Here is a 17,341-nt window from a genome sequence, read left to right as displayed (position 1 = left end):
GTTGAATATAAAAGTGCAATAATTCAATGATTTAAGGCTTGTATTTCTTCTAATTTGTAATAGTTGAGATTTAATCTTACATTTAGTAAAATTAAGATAATATTAAATGGAGGATTAGAGATGAATCTAAATCAAAAAATAATAAAGCCAAAAATAGGATTACTAGAATTAGCTAGGAGTCTTGGTAGTATATCGTCAGCATATAAAGCTATGGGTTACAGTAGAGACAGTTATTATAGGTTTAAAGAGTTATATGAAACAGGAGGAGAAGAAGCATTATATGAGATTAGTCGGAAGAAGCCAATTATAGCGAATAGAGTTGATCCTGCCGTAGAGAGAGCAGTATTAGATATGGCAATAGAATACCCCGCTTATGGTCAGCTGCGAGTATCAAATGAGCTTAAAAAGACTGGTATTCTTGTATCACCTGGAGGAGTTAGACCTATTTGGCTACGTAATGATTTAAATAATATCAATAAAAGACTTAAAGCATTAGAAGCCAAAATGGCTCAGGATGGTATTGTTCTTACCGAAGCTCAGTTACAAGTATTAGAGAAACGGCGTAGCGAGAAAGAAGCTCATGGTGAGATTGATACACAGCATCCAGGTTATCTAGGATGCCAAGACACATATTATGTAGGTAATTTTAAAGGCATAGGCAAGGTATATTCTCAAGTGTTTATTGATAGTTACACTCGGGTTGCAGAGGCTAAACTATATACTGATAAAACAGCACTTACCGCTGCTGACATGCTTAATGATAGAGTGTTACCATGGTATGAGAGTCAGCAAATACCAGTACTTCGTATTTTAACTGATAGAGGTGGTGAGTATAAAGGTAATATAGAACATCATGCTTTTGAATTGTTCTTAAGCATTGAGGGTATTGAGCATACTACTACTAAAGCATATTCTCCTCAAACAAATGGTATGTGTGAACGTTTTAATAAAACTATGAAACAAGAATTCTTTGATACTGCTATGCGTAAAAAGATCTATACTGATCTTGATGATCTACAACTAGATCTTGATATTTGGCTAGAATATTATAATAATGAAAGACCGCATTCCGGTAAATATTGCTATGGAAAAACACCTATGCAGACTTTTATGGATAGTAAAAAGTTAGCTGTTGAAAAGAATAACGAAATCTTATATCTTGAATACTCATCTGACAGTCATAACTTATCAGACATTCAGATATAATTTTTATAATGTCTGTAAGATTAAATCTTGACTTCTACAGTGATTTTGCTTTTTTTTAAATAAGGTATTACTTTTTTCTTAATTCAGGTATCATAATTGCTATGTTAACTAAAAGTTCTTTAACATCAATATGGATAACTCCTTTCTTTGAAGTTAAAAATTTTTTTATAAAAGGTAATATAATATCGAAACTTATTTTTTGAAATCTAGTTACTATATAACTAAGCCCTTGAAAAGAAGTCTCATATATTTTTTCACTTTCTTCTTTTTGAAAAAAAATATAAACAAACCTCTAATGCTTCATTATAATCTAAAGAATTTTGGCAGAAACTTAAAATAAATTCTATTTTTTCTTCTTCATTCTTTAGGTTATTTATTAAATTTTATCAGTAAATACCTGCAACTCTTTTTGAGTAAAAAAATCAATGCCATTTTTAATATATTCTAAATAGATTTTTCTTTTTGACTTAATTATATAAGCGGCGATTGTTTCTAAAGTATCAATAGTTTCATATTTTATTCGTTTACTTTCACTTCTCAGATTCTTAAATAAGATAGGTAATATCAATTTATCTTCAATATTGCTAAATCTACGAACCGCAATGTCTAAAGCTTGAATGGTTGCAGTCTGCAATAATTCTTCAGGATCCCTCAAATTTTTGATAATACAATCCATTGCTTCATCATAATTCTCATAATGCCCTACATTTATTATATAGTAGAAAGATTTTTCCTATTCTGGAAGATTAATCACATTAGGTTGTTTTTTTAAACTCTTCTTCGTTAACTATCATAACTAATGTCCTTATTTTATAATTTTACCATTATATTTTAATAATCATTCTTTATGTTTTTCAGGTAATCTAGCTTGAATCAATTTTTCAAAACTTTTTATTGTTTCTAAGTTAGTAGGCACTTCCGTTTCTTTTACCTTCATCATTATTAGTATTTTAAGTTATTTTTCTGGATACCGTGAAGGGATCACGGTATGACACGAATGCGTCGTTCTACACATTATTAGTGTATCAGGTTCTACCTGTCTATCACAAAATAGGACTATAATTTTATTTAGAAAATGGTGCCAATGTGGGGATTTGAACCCCAGACCTACGCATTACGAATGCGCCGCTCTACCAGCTGAGCTACATCGGCAAGGCTGAGATATGTCATTCCTGTGAGGTATTGCCCGCGTGGACTGGTTTTCCGTCATTGCGAGAAGAATTACGTAGTAATTAGACGAAGCAATCCAGCAAAAATTCTGTAAATCAGAATTGTTTAATTATTTTTTGGATTGGAACAATGCTTCGCTCCTCGCAATGACGATTTGGCATCCATGCAACAACGCAGACAAGTCACGAGGTGACAATGAAGCATTTTTATAAATGCGTTGAAAATCTTAAATGGAAATGCTGCGTATCGTCATATTTCTTCTTCTTAACCGAGAAACCCCAATCCATTCTGATCGGTGCAAAACGTGTTACCCAAATAAAGCCGAAACCAACGGAAGCTCTAAGCGATTTATCGTTATAAAAACCGTTTGGAGTTTGATATTGTTTCTTATTTAGACCTACTCCCCATACGCTTCCTAAATCCATAAATACTGCACCTGTTAAATTAAACTCTTCAGGTACAGGTGTTGGGAAATTAAGCTCTGTTGAGAATGTATAATATCGCTCACCGCCAAGTCCTTCATTAGTGACCTTTTCACGAGGTCCTACACCACCGCTTGCAAAGCCTCTTAAACTATAATCACCTAAATTAAAGCGATCGGAAATTCTAATAATTTTTCCTCCAAGCCCTGCAATATCACCGCCGGAAGCAGATAATTTTAAAGTAAGTTTGTTATGTATGAAAGATTTATAATATTTACCATCAACTTCATGTTTTATATATTTGTTATCACCTCCAACGCCGGCAAATTCTTGGGTACCGCTTACTAAATAACCGTTCTTTGGAACAATGTTATTATCGGTTTGATCATAAGTAATAGTATGTCCTATAGCAGAAGTAATAAATCTTCCCATCTGCTCATTTAAGAATATTGAGCTTGATGGACTCGGTGCACTTAAAATATCACGTTTAATTAAATAATCTATTTCGTGACCTAAATCTTCTTTAATTTCATAGCCAAGAGAAGTTTTAGCCCCTATAGAGTGTAACTTATAGCTTTGATCGGTTGTATTTAATACACTAGCACCGCGTCCGGTATAGTTTCTAAAAGCATTTACGCCAAGCGATAAATCACGATCTAAAAAGTGTGGCTCGGTAATACCGCCGTAATAGCTTGTACTGTTTTTACTTACTTGTACACCGGCATTAAGTAGTGTACCGGTACCGACTAAATTGCGCTCTAAGAAAGAGAAACGTCCAAATAAACCGCCGGCAGTATTATATCCTAAATCAAAACCTATAGAGGAAGTAGATTTTTCATCAACTTCAACATTAACATCATATTTATCTTTAGCTTTAGTCGGAGCTAAGCTAATTGCTACTTTCTCAAAATAATCTAAATTTCTAAGGTTACGCTCGCCTTTTTCAATATATGAACGATTAATTATGTCACCTTCTTCTGTTTTAAATTCTCTTCTTATAACATGGTCTTCGGTTTTAAGGTTATTAATAATATTAATTTTATTAATATAAACCTTATCGGCCTTCTCAATAATAAATTTAATATCTGCAGTATGATTAGCATTTTTCATTATATCCAGATAAACATTTACCGCAGGGTAACCGTTTGCTGTAAAATATTCTCCGATTTTTTCAGCTATATCATCAACCGTTTTCATATTGAAAACCTTGCCTCGCTTAATATTAACAATTTTATTAAGCGGTGTTATATTTATATTAGTTAATTTATTATCTATCGTAACATTACCGAAGCTATATTTTTCTCCCTCTTCAATGGAATAGGTAAGGGTGAAATATTCTTTAGTATTATTGAGTTCTGCCGATGCCGAAATTACTCTAAAATCTGCAAAACCTACAGATTGATAAAACTCTCTCAGTAATTCTTTATCATATTCTACTCTATCAGGATCGTAAGTATCGTTACTTTCTAAAAAACGAAACCAACGAGATTCTTTAGTTAAAACAACGGATTTAAGTTCTGAATCACTATAATTTTCATTACCGCTAAAATAAATATATTTAATACCGGTTTTTGGCCCTTCTGCTATATCAAAAATAACCTTAACTCTATTGTTTTCTAAATTTTCGATTTTAGGTGTTACTGTAGTAGCAAAACGTCCGCTACGCTTATAAATTTCCAATATTTTCTTTACATCTAATTCGATTTTAGCTTGGCTAAGAGATTCACCAGACATTGTATAAATTTCTTTAGCGAGCATATTAGTTTTGATTTTAGAATTACCGCTAAATACCACGCTACTTATAAAAGGCGTTTCAGTAACGTTAACTATTAAATTACCCTCATTTGTTATATGTATATTTATATTTCTAAAAAGTGAGGTAGCATATAAATTTTTTATTGCTTCATCTTCTTTAGAATTATTATAGGTTTCTCCTACCTTAAGCTTTAAATAGCTCTCAATAGTAGAACGCTCAACTCTATGGTTACCTTCGATAGTTATTTTACGAATTACAGAGTCGGCTAATGAAATATGATAATAAAAAACCGTTAATAATAAAATTATTAACTTACTAATTAATCTGATTTTCACCTAAAACCTTCTTTAAGATTTAAATATTAACCGTCATTGCGAGTAGCCATAGGCTGCGTGACAATCTCATGAAATAATAACAAACTCCTGAGATTGCTTCGTCAATTACTTTGTAATTTCCTCGCAATGACGATTTTTGAACCATGCAACAACGTCTCCTCGAAATGACGACAAAGAATGCATTTAAACATAATTAATGTACTCCACTATAGTAGATAATATAAACGAGAGCAAGCAAATCTATAATTTAGGAAAATAAATTTTGTATATCGTTAGAAACAGAGATTGTAATAAGCAAAACTATTATTGCCGCTCCTAATTGTAATAAAATATTTTTAGTTTTAGGATTCGGTAATCTACCGGTAATTGCTTCATAGAGTATAAATATCAAATGTCCGCCGTCAAGTACCGGTATAGGTAGTAAGTTAAGTAATCCTAAATTAACGGAAAGCATTGCTATAAATAATAGATACATTTGGGTTCCGCCAGCTATAGATTTTCCTGATTCTTTAGCAATAGCTACCGGTCCTCCTATCTCATCGAATGAACGTTTTCCTACAATCATTTGCGATATTGCTTTTAGAGTTAAAGCAGACATATCTATAGTAGTATTAATAGCTTCCCAAAATCCTCCTAAAATTCCTATTTTAGTATGCATAGGTTCATTTTTAGCTATAATACCGATGCGAAGAGTTTTCTTAACTTTCTTTTCTTCGGGGGGCGATATAATGATTTCTTGAGGCATTATATTAACGGTAAATTCTTCACTTTTTCTTTCTATAGTTAAAGTAGAAGAGCTAAAGCCGTTAATTAATATCTCTCTCTGTACGCCCCCAAAACCTTTAACAGATTTATCGTTAACCTTAACAATTTTATCTCCTTCTCTTAAGTCTGCTCTCGCTGCTGGTGATGAAGCTACTACATCACCTATTATAGGAGGCATCTCTGTTTTGCCAAAGTAATAATAAAAGCCTGCAAATATTATTACGGCAAGCAAATAATTAATTAACGGACCTGCCGCAACTATTAAAAAACGTTCTAAACAAGATTTAGCATAAAAAGCTACTTTTTCGTTAACTTCTTTAGTCTTATCCATAAGGCTGCGATCATAGCCGTAAATCTTGACATAGCCGCCAAGCGGTATAAGACAAATCTTCCACCTAACTCCTATTGTATCAGTAATACCTATTAGTTCTTTGCCGAAACCTATAGAGAATGCTTCAACTTTTACATTAAAATATCTAGCAATACAATAATGCCCAAATTCATGGATAAATACCAAGATGCTGATGGTTATAATAAATCCGATTATAGACAACATAAAAATTTTATAAGTTTACTAATAAATTATTTTAAGGTATAAATTGCAAGATTATAGATATCATTTCGTTGTTGTGAGTGATATTGTTGTGGGAATCCCTTTCCACATCATTGCGAGAAAATTACGAAGTAATTGACGAAGCAATCTCAGGATATTTGACGAGATTGCCACGCCAGCCTACGGCTGCCCGCAATGACGATTTGGTATCCACGCAAGTAATACTCACTCGCAATGACGAAAATTAAATTTTAAATTTCTTTTCTCTATGAGTTCAAATAAAATTAATAAAAAGTCGATTGCACGTATTGCAGCAGTGCAAGCTATTTATCAAAACATATTGCAAAATAACGACGATATGGATGATATCATGCAAAATGTACTTTCTTTTTATCAAAATAATAATTCTACAACAGATGTACCTGAGAATTTAAAAATATCATTAAGTATAAGTCATTTTAAAATGCTGGTAAAGTCAGTATTTGAAAATATTAATAAACTAGACGAAATTATCGACAATCATTTAATAAATGATAAAGATCCTGCGCATATGCCGATCTTACTCCGAGCTTTATTGCGGGTTAGTATATGTGAGCTATTATTTTGCTCTACTACTCCTGCTAAAGTAGCAATCAACGAATATACGGACATAGCAAATGATATGTTAAATGAACATGAGATTGGTTTTGTGAATTCAATATTAGACAAAATAGCTCAAGAAAATAATAAAATTTCATGACAAATAATTTAAGCGGTTATAGAAATAAATTCGTTAGAGTTAAGACTTCTAAAAAACGTACCGTCTCTTCTAGCAATTGGCTTAGACGCCAATTAAACGATCCGTATGTTGCAAAAGCACGTATAGAAGGCTTTAGGTCGAGAGCTGCATATAAACTACATGAAATCCATGAAAAATTTAAACTTTTTAATCCTAACATGAAAATTGTTGATCTAGGAGCAGCTCCTGGGGGGTGGAGTCAAGTAGCTTCCAAGCTTATTAAAGCTTCGGATAATAGCCTAAATAATAAAATAATCTCTATCGATTTGTTAGCAATCGAACCTATTGCCGGAGTTGAGTTTTTTCAAAAAGATTTTTTTGAAGAAAATACGGAAGAATTAATTATTCAGGCTTTAGACGGTAAAGCTGATATAGTAATGAGTGATATGGCATCAAATACCATAGGTCATAAAGCTACAGACCATATAAGAACCTTACTTTTATGTGAGCAAGCTTTTGAATTTGCTTTAAAAGTATTAAAACCCTCCGGTCATTTTATTGCTAAAATTTTTCGTGGCGGTGCAGAAAACGAATTGTTAAATAAAGTGAAACGTGAATTTAGGATAGTAAAACATTTTAAACCTTCATCCAGCCGCAGCGAATCTACGGAAATCTATTTAGTTGCTCTAAATAAGAAATAACATATATAAATTTACTATATATGTTATTTTTTTATTTAACATACTAGATGATAACCACTTATATCTCCTGTTGTTTTGACTTCCTGAGCGTATTCTTGACTGCAGCTTTGAAAATTATTATATATCCCAACTAAATTAGCTCCGGTTCCAGTTTCAACTATTTGATTATATAAATTATTTTTTAAATTTAGAGTATTTTTAGCATATTTTTGTGTTCCTGCTTCCCAATCATCTACGATCAAAGTAATATTCTGTTTCAAATCAGAAAAATTAACAAGTCCATGTTTACTGATTCCGGTTATTATTTCCTCAAAGCCTTCGACTATTCCATTAATTCCTAAGTATTTTGTAACTTTTTGTTTGGCAAAATTATATAAATATGATGCCCATTCTTCTGATTGTGACAGTCCTATTTTTTTACCAGGAAGTACCATTGTTGTTTTTCCCAAATGCTTATTAGTAATATTAATAAGATTATGTTTTGCATTATATATCTTGGAATGGGTAGCTAATTCTTCTATTGGAGTTGTTACTTTTCCGGTAAATAAATTTTTTTCTATGCCTCTTTCAATTATCGGTTTTGAGCCAGGGCTGTCAAAAGTTGTAGATTTATTAAAATGTAAGTTGCGAGAATGTATTTCTACTGAAGTTAAATCTGCAGTTATTGCTCCAAGTGAATGACCGCTAGTATTAAAAATATATTCTGTGGCTTTACTTAAGCCGCCTAATTCGTTAATTACTTCATTAACAAATTCCTGAAGCGGAGTTAGTTTAGTAGGTAAATAATGAAGAGCGATAAGTAAGTCGTCTAGTAAATCATATATATTGAATTTTGTACCAGCACTAGCAATATGAACTTCTTTAGTTTCTTTATTTATAAATGCAACAGCTTTATAACCAAATTTAGCAGTGCTAACATAATCACATGAAGCGGTCAGTATTCCCCAGCCGCTATCTGCTAATTGTTCATTGACCTTTGATGCTTCTAGATTATAAACATTTAAATCATCTGTTTTATATGCGAGGTCTAACCCTATATAAGCAAGTTTTTTAGTGTTAATATGTTTAGAATTTTTGTACTTAGACATATCTACCTCTTTTTTATCGCTATTACCATAAAATATGGTTTTTTCTAAAAAATGTCAAGTATTAACATTAATTAACTTGTTATTAAATAAAAGTTGGCATTTGATTACCTTTGTTATATAGCGCATTTGCGTTATATTTAAAAACCATGAAACATGGTAACTTAAACAAGGAGATAAACTATGTTTACATTATTAGTACGTAATTTATTCGGAAGTAATAAACCTATTACTTACTTATCTTTAATAGAAAAAGCAAAAGCAGATTATAGTTTTTATACAAAACTAGCATCAGGCAGTTTTCTTGCAGGAACAAGTAGTTTATTTCATCTAGTAGTTGGCTAAGCAAAATACCTTTAATAACAGGGGCTGTTTTTGGTACTAGTTATGAGGCAAAAGGCATTATGGATAGTAATGAACAAATAAAGCTTTTTACTAAAGCTTATGAAGCGACTAAGGTTGAAGAGTATTTGGCTGTTTCGGGGGTAGGAAGTTTTGTATACGGTACTGCTATAGATAAAAACGGTGTAGATAAATTTACCGGTAAATATATTGAAGGAACAAACGGTAAGATAATATCTAATGCAATAACTCGTGTGCCAACCTTAAGTTTAACAGAAGACGGCGTTGGTTACAAACATAATGGTGGTTATGAAATAGTAGAATCAACAGATCGTGCGTTATATCAGGAAATACCTGGCGCGAAAGGACAATATACAAATAAATTAGTTCTAGATACTAGTATTCTTTCTTTACATGGTTGTATTATTCAGCAGCTAATACAAAATGGCTATTCAAGTGACGATATTGAAAAAGCTTTAAGTTTAGGAACTGTTGAAAAGAGAGAAAGTTACAAAAATAAGCAATTAGCAGAATACAAGTCAAATTTGACAAGTAAGCTATGGCATGGTACAGAGAAAGCTATACAAAATAAAGAAGTAGAACTTTCAAAAGAAATACAGAAATATGCTGAAATAAATGAAGCTTATGAAGCATTATTTAACCACCAGGTCGTGCCTCCGTATTGCAGTTTAGAGTAAATAGTCTATAATCCTCAAACAGTAATAAGAGAGAATTATAGTTAAGGAGTTATGGCAAAAATAGATGTTAAGTGTAGATATTGTAACAACACAGAAGAAGTAATAAAGTCAGGATATTCAATTTCAAAACAACAGAGATATCAATGCAAGCGGTGTAATCGATATTTTCAATTGGAGTATATTAATAATGCATCTAAGCCTGGAGTTAAGGAGCAAATAGTAGAAATGTCAATCAACGGCTCTGGAGTTAGAGATACAGTAAGAGTATTAAAAGTGGGTATCAATACAGTTATCCGTGTTTTAAAAAAATCTAGTATTAAAAAACAATAAATCATTCTATCAGTACAACAGAAGTAATTATTGCTCCTGAGATAGATGAACAATGGTCTTATGTACAGAATAAATCCAGACAACGATGGCTTTGGTATGCTTTGGATAAGATTTCGTTAAAAGTAGTTGCTTATACGTTTGGTACAAGATGTGATAGCACATTAGAATCATTACTGAAAAAACTAGAGAATTTCAAGGTGACTTTTTACTATACAGATGGATGGGGGAGTTATGCTAGGTTATTAGACCCTAAAAAGCATATTATCAGTAAAAAATACACTCAACGGATAGAACGAAGTAACTTGAACCTTAGAACGAGATGCAAGAGGCTTGCACGTAAGACAATCTGCTTTTCCAAGTCATTGGATATTCATGATAAGGTTATTGGTACTCTTATTGAACGTATAGCTTTTTAATAGGCATAACTGCAATATGGAGGCATGACCATATATTTTATGTTTTGCTCCATTAGGTCTACATGGTTATTGCTGGTTTCTGAAGATACAGTTATTTCCTTTTCTTTAGGATATAAACGACTAATTAGTTTTTTTATTAAATTCTTTATTTTAACAAAAATATTTTCGTACTTTTTGATGTATCGGTTTTTAAAGCTGATTTCTGATTATGCTGCTCCTTGTCCTTAACTGTTTTCTGGAAAGATATGGTTTCAAGAATATCTTTTAATATTTTTCTTCCTCCCTCTGTGCCTTATCAAGATCTAAGTGTTGTTTATTTTCTGCCCTTACTTCCTTTTCAGACTTAAATTCATATTTATCATCCTCATTAATGATAATATGCTGACTTACTATGTACGCAGATGTTAAATCTTGTCTAATTGCTTGTAGCTTCTTAAGACAACCTGTCGTTATATCACTTAACTCATTTATCATTATCATATTCTTTGCACTTGTGTCTTCAGTGTTAATACCTTTAAGTATACTCTTGGTATCTGTTCTGTCAACACTTTTCCGGACAGTTGTTTAAGCACAATTTTGTATTTCTTCGTATTTTACTGGTGATAAATAATCGTTAGCGGAATGCATTCTGATACCCTTCCGAACAAAGCCGTTAAGAGCGTGATATTTTTGTGTAATTAGTAATTCATCCTATATTAAAAATATAATAAATTATTTACTCTCACAGTTTATTAGTGCACCATACTAAATGGTTTGTGAATATAAAATATAAGTAGGGTTTATGGAAGAAGTTGATAATCTAGTCAGTATACTAGATAAGAAGCTAAGTAGGATGATTCATAGAATATTGAAGAAAAATGATACAGAATCTATAACACAAGAAGAGATGGCAAGCATAACTAATATTAATGTTTTTGATCAAGGGGTAAAAGATTTAACAGGATTAGAATACGCAACAAACCTAGAAGAATTAATAATAAGCTATAATATTATAGATAATTTAGATCCATTAAAATCATGTACGAAACTCAAAACCTTAAGTGCAAAGTATCTAACTACCAGTAGTATAAGTAGCTTGCCTATAAATTTAGAAGGATTAGACATATCTAATTTAAGTCTTACAGAGACAGATGGTTTCACATCTTTATCAACATTAACTAATATAAAAACATTACAGGTTAGTAATACTATTTTGGATAGTATTAACTTTGTTTCATCGACAGTGAACTTATCAAATATAGAAGCTAATAATTGTAAAGTAACTAATTTAAAACCATTACAGGCATTATTAGACAACGGGTTACAAAATAGTAGTTATAGTTTTAAAGATCAAGCAATCTTATTAGATCAGGGAATAGTAGGACAAACAACAGCATTAGAACTACATAAATCTGATGGAGAAGCACCAAGTATAACGTGGGTCACAGCAGGTAGCTATGATAATGAGAAAGAGCAATTAACATGGAAGAATAGTGGTTATAATTCTCTATCTTGGTCATATAGTTCTGAGAATAATGAGGTTGTTTTTACTGGAGAGATAAGTCAATTTCTCTCAGAGATGTAATACCGTACAGATTCATAATAATTTAAGGATATAGATACATGCTTAAGAAATTAATATGGGCAATCCATCTACTCACAACATCAAGTTTATCTTTTGCAGCCGGTATTAGTACCATGACCGGAGATGCATCATTATCGGATACGACGACAAATTGGAATCCACCATTTGCAGACGGCAATACTGTAGTAGTTGGAGCGGATAATATATCACTTACCGCGAACGCATCAAGAACAATAGGTGCTATACGGCTTGATAATAATATGACTGCACTAGGGCGATATTCATCCGGTGGTATCGAATTAACCATAGGGTCAATAGCAGGCAATTCTCAGCTTAAAACATTGAATATTTATGGAGGTGGTGAAAAAGTAACTCTCTCAGGAGCGGCCGGTGTAGATGATAATCCACAAGCTAATGATTATAGCGGATTATCTAACATAGGATTTTATTACTCATCAACATTAATCATAAATGCTCCTGTTACTATTGATAGTATTTTTGGCCAATCTAATGGCGGGAGAAGAAAAATTATTATCAATGAAAATGTAACACTAACAAGTAGTGGTATTACTAGGGTTGATAACAATACATTCATCATTGCACCAGATAAGTCATTGACGTTATCGGGATCTGACATGAATTTAACACCTAGTTTTGATTTCGGTGATTCAGGGACATTAATCTTAAGCGGAGATAACACAATATTTAATCCTAGCTCGGTATCTAATGTCGCTAATGCAATATTAAATGTAAATAACAATGTTACAACTTATATGCCGAGTGTTTTAACTATAAACACCATAAATATAGCAGACGATAAGAGTTTTACTATTGATGCAGTAGAGAGTGACATAGATTTATTAGATAATAATGCTGCTATTAATTTTGGTGGTAGTAATGCAACGCTAGTACTAACTAATAGTGGAACGTCAGATAGAACATTTACAGCATATAATCTATTAAAAGGTAATGTACTATTTAGTGCAGATGGTAGTTTAGTAGCAGATAAGGGAGTCAATGGCAGTATTACAACTAGCACAGATAATACAGGTACTATTACGATAGAAGCTGGAGATGTAGGCATAGTAGGAGCTGCCGATAAAAAGCTAAAGCAAGTAAATTTAAATCAAGGCACAGCTGCAAATGTAGGACAACTATATGCAGGCAATGTGGATATTGGTGGTATTGGTCCAATTACAGCAACAGCTTTACTAACATCTGCGGTAAGCTTTAGCAGTAACGGCACTTTAATATCAAAGGGCGGAATAACAGGTAATATAGATTTCGCGGGTAATAATGGGACTGTTACCTTAGCAGATGATAAGACTATTACAGGTAACGTTGATAGTAGTACTTCTTCCGCAGGGACATTAGAGTTTTTAGGTGCAGGTACTGTTACTGGCACTATTGGTGCTACTAATATGCTTACTAAGCTAAAGTTTAGTGGGGCTGGAGCGAGTAGCATTCCTGCAGCAAATGCTCAGACTATAGAGGTAGCTAATGCCGGAGCTAATGTTACAGCGAGTAGCATGCTTACTAGTAATGTACTATTTAGTGCAGATGGTAGTTTAGTAGCAGATAAAGGCATCATTGGTAACGTAACATTTAATGATGCAGGAACTTTAGTGACCACTGGTGTATCTGGTGCTATAGATTGTAACAGTCAAGCTGCAACAATTAATTTTTCTGGTGATAAAGCATATATTTTAAAGACTCCAATTCAAAATGCCGAAAATGCTACATTAGATGTGAATTTGCCAAAATTAACAATGATAGATCTTGAAGTAGGAAGCATCAATATATCTGATAATAAGATACTTGCCATAGATCTTGCAAGTGGCAATAAAACATTACTAGCTCCTGGGGGTAATGGCATTAAGTTCTTAGGAGCTAACTCTACTTTTCAAATAGACAATACAAGTAACAATGATGCGAGAGTAGCGTCATTTGCAGCAAATCTTGCAGGGGATGTAGGAGGCGGTGGCATATTATTGCTTAATGGCGGTACTCAAGGGCTGACTATTACAGGCGATAATGCCCCAACCACCATAGGTGTTCCTGGTAACGAAATTGCTATAGTTGAAACGCAAGGCATTGTTACTATGCAAGATAGTATGGATGCAAGTAGTGTCTCTCAGTTAAATATTGTATCTGGCTCCAATTTTACTGATAAGAGTTGCAGCACAGCAAAAATTCCAAATATTAATATTGGTACTACATCTCCTACTGCATATTTAAACAGATTAGATGATGTAGAGGTACTTAATAATTTGTCTAGATCTAAAGCACAATTGACTGCAGCTGATTCTATGCGTATTGCCCCTCCTTCAGCTATTTATGCTATTGATGTATCTAATATGGCTAATCAGAACTTAGATATTTTAGGTTCAGGTCAAAGTATTAACTTTATAGATGAGAATGCTACTGTCAAATTATCAAATGTAAGTAGCGGTGCAGGCGGTAATGACCGCAGCATTACATTACTTCGGGATCTTGATTCAGGTAAGGATGATTTTGCAAGAGTTGAGTTATCAGCAAGTACAGGTAGCACGCTTACTGTTAAAGGTGGTTCACTTGGAACAGATGTGCATAAACTTAAGCAACTTGAATTATCAGGAGAGGGCGTTCTTAATATTGAATCTACTATCCATACTACTGATCTTGAGCTTAATGTGCCTACAATTACACTTGCAGATGTACACTCTAATTTATCTTTTGCAACCAATACAACACTAACTGCAATCGGCAATATTGATGGTAATGTAGATTTTCAAAACAATGCCGCCATAATAAATATATCAGATGGGCAAAAGATTACCGGCAATGTTAATAGTACGGGAGGTAATAATGGTACAATTAATTTCGAAGGCAAAGGGGCTATTGATGGAGTAGTAACAAATCTTACAATGCTGAAAGCAGGAGCAGGAGATGTAACATTTAAGACTTCAGGTGATTACTCTATAACAGAACTCCAAGGTAACGGTAGTGGAATAATCACATTTCCCTCTAATATGAAGTATGTAGGAGGTATGAATATAACAGGAGGTCAGCCAGCCAATTTAAATTTTGCTAATAATAATATTATAAATGGCAACATTGGCTCAAGCACTAGTCCAGTTGGCAATATATCAAGTGGTACTAATACAGAGTTTAATGGAAATATTAATAGTATCGGAGATATTAAGACCTCAGGGGAAGCATTATTTGCAAGTAATGTTGCATGTAATAATATTTTAGCTAATACTATCAGTAGTGATGCCTTATCATCATTCTCATTATTTGCACCAGCGACTACAAATGTACGTAATACTATTAATTTTGATCAAGATAATGTTATTACGAAGTTTCAAGGTACAGTACATACTAAAGGCGGTATAAAGGCGAGTGGCAGTACATATTTTGCAGATACTGTAAATAGTCAGGGCAATATTACTATAAATGGTGATACTAAATTTAATAAGACATTATCAAGTAGTAATAATATAGATATATCTCATGGATCAAATGTAATATTTAATGGCGATGTAAGTGCAAGTACCATTAATGTCAATAGTTCTAATATCCAAGTATCAGATAATATATCAATAGCAGGTAATATAAGTGCGAGTAATAGCAGTATTATACTTGATAATAAGATATTGACATTATCTGGTATAAATATCTTTACTAATCAGCTCATGATAAATACTACATATGATGAATCTAGTTTATCTGGTGGTAATATAATACTTGCACCAGGTAGCACCTTAGATTTATCAAATGTGAGTGAATTAATAGTAAAATTATCATTTATTAATAGTGACATCAGCAAAATAGCTGATAATACTATATATAATATTATTTTGGCGGAGGATGGGAGTAATATAGTTCCATTAAATGATCCAGAGCATCAGATTATACTTGATAGTAGTGGTGAACAAAATAAGTTTGTGAAGTGGAAGTTAGACGCAAGTGCTTTGACTTTATATGCGTATGATGATTCAAACAATGTCATAGATACTGATTATGTTTTTGATTCTGCACAAGATAATATGTTTATGCAAGAATTAAAGCATGTAACAACAAATAGTGATGCTGAGGAGTTTAAGAAAAATATAGGTTTATTAGATAAAGAACAAGCAGAAGAGATGCTTTCTAGAATATTAGATCATCCAAAAGAGCGAGATAGTGCTATAGTGCAAGTAGCATTACACCAAACACTTACAGATACCAATAAAGTTGCTATGAATACTATCCATAATAGATTATCAAATACTGGCCTTGGCATGAGCCAAGCTGCTATTGCAGCTGGTGATGAAGATATGTGTGGATGTAACGATAATATATATGAAGAGAGTAAATATGGCATGTGGGCTAGATCCTCAATAAATCATAGTAAGGATAAAGTAAGTGCTAAGAATGCTGAATATTTCAGTAGTTATAAAACAAAAGGACATAGTAATACTATAGGGCTTGATAGTCTTATATGTGATAATATACTTTTAGGTATTGCATATACAAATGCATACACTAGTATAAGACCAAAAGACCAGAGTATAGGTAATATAGATAAAGTAAGAACTAATATGTTCTCGCTTTACAGTGCATATAATATACCAAATTATAATTGGTACTTAAATAGTACTATTTCTTATGCAGAGAGTTCTATTAGAAGTGGCAAGATACGTTATACTGCTATAACTAAAAATGTGCTTGGTAGTGAAGTGGCATCTGGTAAATATAAATCACATTTATATAATGGAAGCATATCACTTGGATATAATCATTATCTTGGAAATAACGCTTATGTTGTCCCTAGCATTGGAGCAATAGCTTCATTAATCAGAGATAAAGGTTATACAGAAACTGGCACTAGTTTCCAGAATCTCACTATCCGTAAGAAAAATTATCATAAACTAAGCAGTATAGCAGGACTTAGAGCGTATCAGGATATTTATTTTGGGCATGTAGATAATGTCAGCAGCCTAATAGTAACGCCAGAAGCTTATGGATTTATTAATTATAACATTAAAAATAAATCTCCTGCAACTGATGCAAGAATGCAAGGTATAGATGAGCGTTTACCAACAATAAACTACAGAAGTAACAAAGTAGATTATAATTTAGGTCTAGGTGTTACGATCAAACATAATATGATGGAATATGGTATTAATTATGATGCTAATTTAGCGAAAAAATATCAAGGACATGCAGGTAGTATTAAAGTGAGAGTTAATTTGTAAATTACCGACAAATAAAGATTCAATTCTACAAAAGCCATGTCTCTTAAAGTATACTTTT

The 17,341-nt window shown here is 32.5% G+C and carries 12 protein-coding genes, 1 tRNA gene and 1 pseudogene; 7 read left to right on the top strand and 7 right to left on the bottom strand.

The genetic code is table 11. The features are described 5' to 3' along the window. The first annotated feature begins 120 nt into the window (after positions 1-120). Positions 121-1,206 carry an IS481 family transposase gene (locus AC0ODJ_RS00070; RefSeq protein ID WP_474465598.1) on the top strand — a complete coding sequence of 362 codons (1,086 nt, stop codon included), beginning with the start codon at positions 121-123 and terminating at the stop codon, positions 1,204-1,206. A 376-nt stretch (positions 1,207-1,582) separates the two neighbouring features. On the opposite strand, the gene AC0ODJ_RS00065 is transcribed toward AC0ODJ_RS00070, so the two are convergent. From AC0ODJ_RS00065 to rseP, 4 genes are all read right to left on the bottom strand, one after another. Beyond that, positions 1,583-1,861 (bottom strand): hypothetical protein, encoded by a 279-nt coding sequence (locus tag AC0ODJ_RS00065; RefSeq protein ID WP_474464289.1) that lies wholly within the window; start codon positions 1,859-1,861, stop codon positions 1,583-1,585. A 421-nt stretch (positions 1,862-2,282) separates the two neighbouring features. Beyond that, positions 2,283-2,358 (bottom strand) — tRNA-Thr (locus AC0ODJ_RS00060). Between the two features lie 224 nt (positions 2,359-2,582). Beyond that, complete coding sequence (gene bamA / locus AC0ODJ_RS00055) at positions 2,583-4,889, bottom strand: outer membrane protein assembly factor BamA (RefSeq protein ID WP_218460268.1); 2,307 nt, start codon at positions 4,887-4,889, stop codon at positions 2,583-2,585. A gap of 247 nt (positions 4,890-5,136) precedes the next feature. Then, a complete protein-coding gene (gene rseP / locus AC0ODJ_RS00050; protein WP_218460266.1) occupies positions 5,137-6,210 on the bottom strand; it encodes an RIP metalloprotease RseP in 1,074 nt (357 codons plus the stop codon). Between the two features lie 265 nt (positions 6,211-6,475). Between rseP and nusB the strand changes: the two genes are divergently transcribed. Beyond that, positions 6,476-6,946 (top strand): transcription antitermination factor NusB, encoded by a 471-nt coding sequence (gene nusB, locus AC0ODJ_RS00045; protein WP_218460265.1) that lies wholly within the window; start codon positions 6,476-6,478, stop codon positions 6,944-6,946. Next, complete coding sequence (locus AC0ODJ_RS00040; RefSeq protein ID WP_218460264.1) at positions 6,943-7,626, top strand: RlmE family RNA methyltransferase; 684 nt, start codon at positions 6,943-6,945, stop codon at positions 7,624-7,626. The genes nusB and AC0ODJ_RS00040 overlap by 4 nt, the downstream gene beginning before the upstream one ends. 35 nt (positions 7,627-7,661) lie before the next feature. Here AC0ODJ_RS00040 and rlip read toward each other — a convergent pair whose 3' ends face one another. After that, positions 7,662-8,714, bottom strand: a complete 1,053-nt coding sequence (gene rlip / locus AC0ODJ_RS00035; RefSeq protein WP_474464273.1) for a secreted effector lipase Rlip — start codon at positions 8,712-8,714, stop codon at positions 7,662-7,664. Positions 8,715-8,894: 180 nt separating this feature from the next. Between rlip and AC0ODJ_RS00030 the strand changes: the two are divergent. After that, positions 8,895-9,718: pseudogene (locus tag AC0ODJ_RS00030) on the top strand (hypothetical protein); the annotation flags it as partial. An 84-nt stretch (positions 9,719-9,802) separates the two neighbouring features. Further along, positions 9,803-10,497, top strand: a protein-coding gene (locus AC0ODJ_RS00025) for an IS1 family transposase (RefSeq protein ID WP_240466735.1) whose coding sequence is annotated in 2 segments (ribosomal slippage) — positions 9,803-10,076 and positions 10,076-10,497 — 696 coding nt in all. Because the reading frame shifts where the segments join, the coding sequence is not laid out codon by codon here. A 264-nt stretch (positions 10,498-10,761) separates the two neighbouring features. On the opposite strand, the gene AC0ODJ_RS00020 is transcribed toward AC0ODJ_RS00025, so the two are convergent. Further along, the gene (locus AC0ODJ_RS00020) at positions 10,762-10,977 is read right to left on the bottom strand and encodes a hypothetical protein (RefSeq protein ID WP_474464266.1); all 216 of its coding nucleotides are present in this window, start codon (positions 10,975-10,977) and stop codon (positions 10,762-10,764) included. A gap of 301 nt (positions 10,978-11,278) precedes the next feature. Here AC0ODJ_RS00020 and AC0ODJ_RS00015 point away from each other — a divergent pair, with 301 nt between their 5' ends. Then, positions 11,279-12,061: a leucine-rich repeat domain-containing protein gene (locus tag AC0ODJ_RS00015; RefSeq protein ID WP_218459969.1), complete on the top strand. Its 783-nt coding sequence runs from the start codon at positions 11,279-11,281 to the stop codon at positions 12,059-12,061. A gap of 22 nt (positions 12,062-12,083) precedes the next feature. Here the strand turns inward: AC0ODJ_RS00015 and AC0ODJ_RS00010 are convergent, their stop codons facing one another. Beyond that, positions 12,084-12,368, bottom strand: a complete 285-nt coding sequence (locus tag AC0ODJ_RS00010; RefSeq protein WP_474464262.1) for a hypothetical protein — start codon at positions 12,366-12,368, stop codon at positions 12,084-12,086. Between AC0ODJ_RS00010 and AC0ODJ_RS00005 the strand changes: the two genes are divergently transcribed. Continuing rightward, entirely contained in the window at positions 12,322-17,283 is a 4,962-nt protein-coding gene (locus AC0ODJ_RS00005; protein WP_474464260.1) for an autotransporter domain-containing protein, read from the top strand. The two genes, AC0ODJ_RS00010 and AC0ODJ_RS00005, sit on opposite strands and share 47 nt — an antisense overlap. The last annotated feature ends 58 nt before the right edge of the window (positions 17,284-17,341 follow it).

The sequence above is a fragment of the Rickettsia senegalensis genome (genome assembly GCF_056135685.1).
This window is presented reverse-complemented; position numbering and strand designations above follow the sequence as displayed.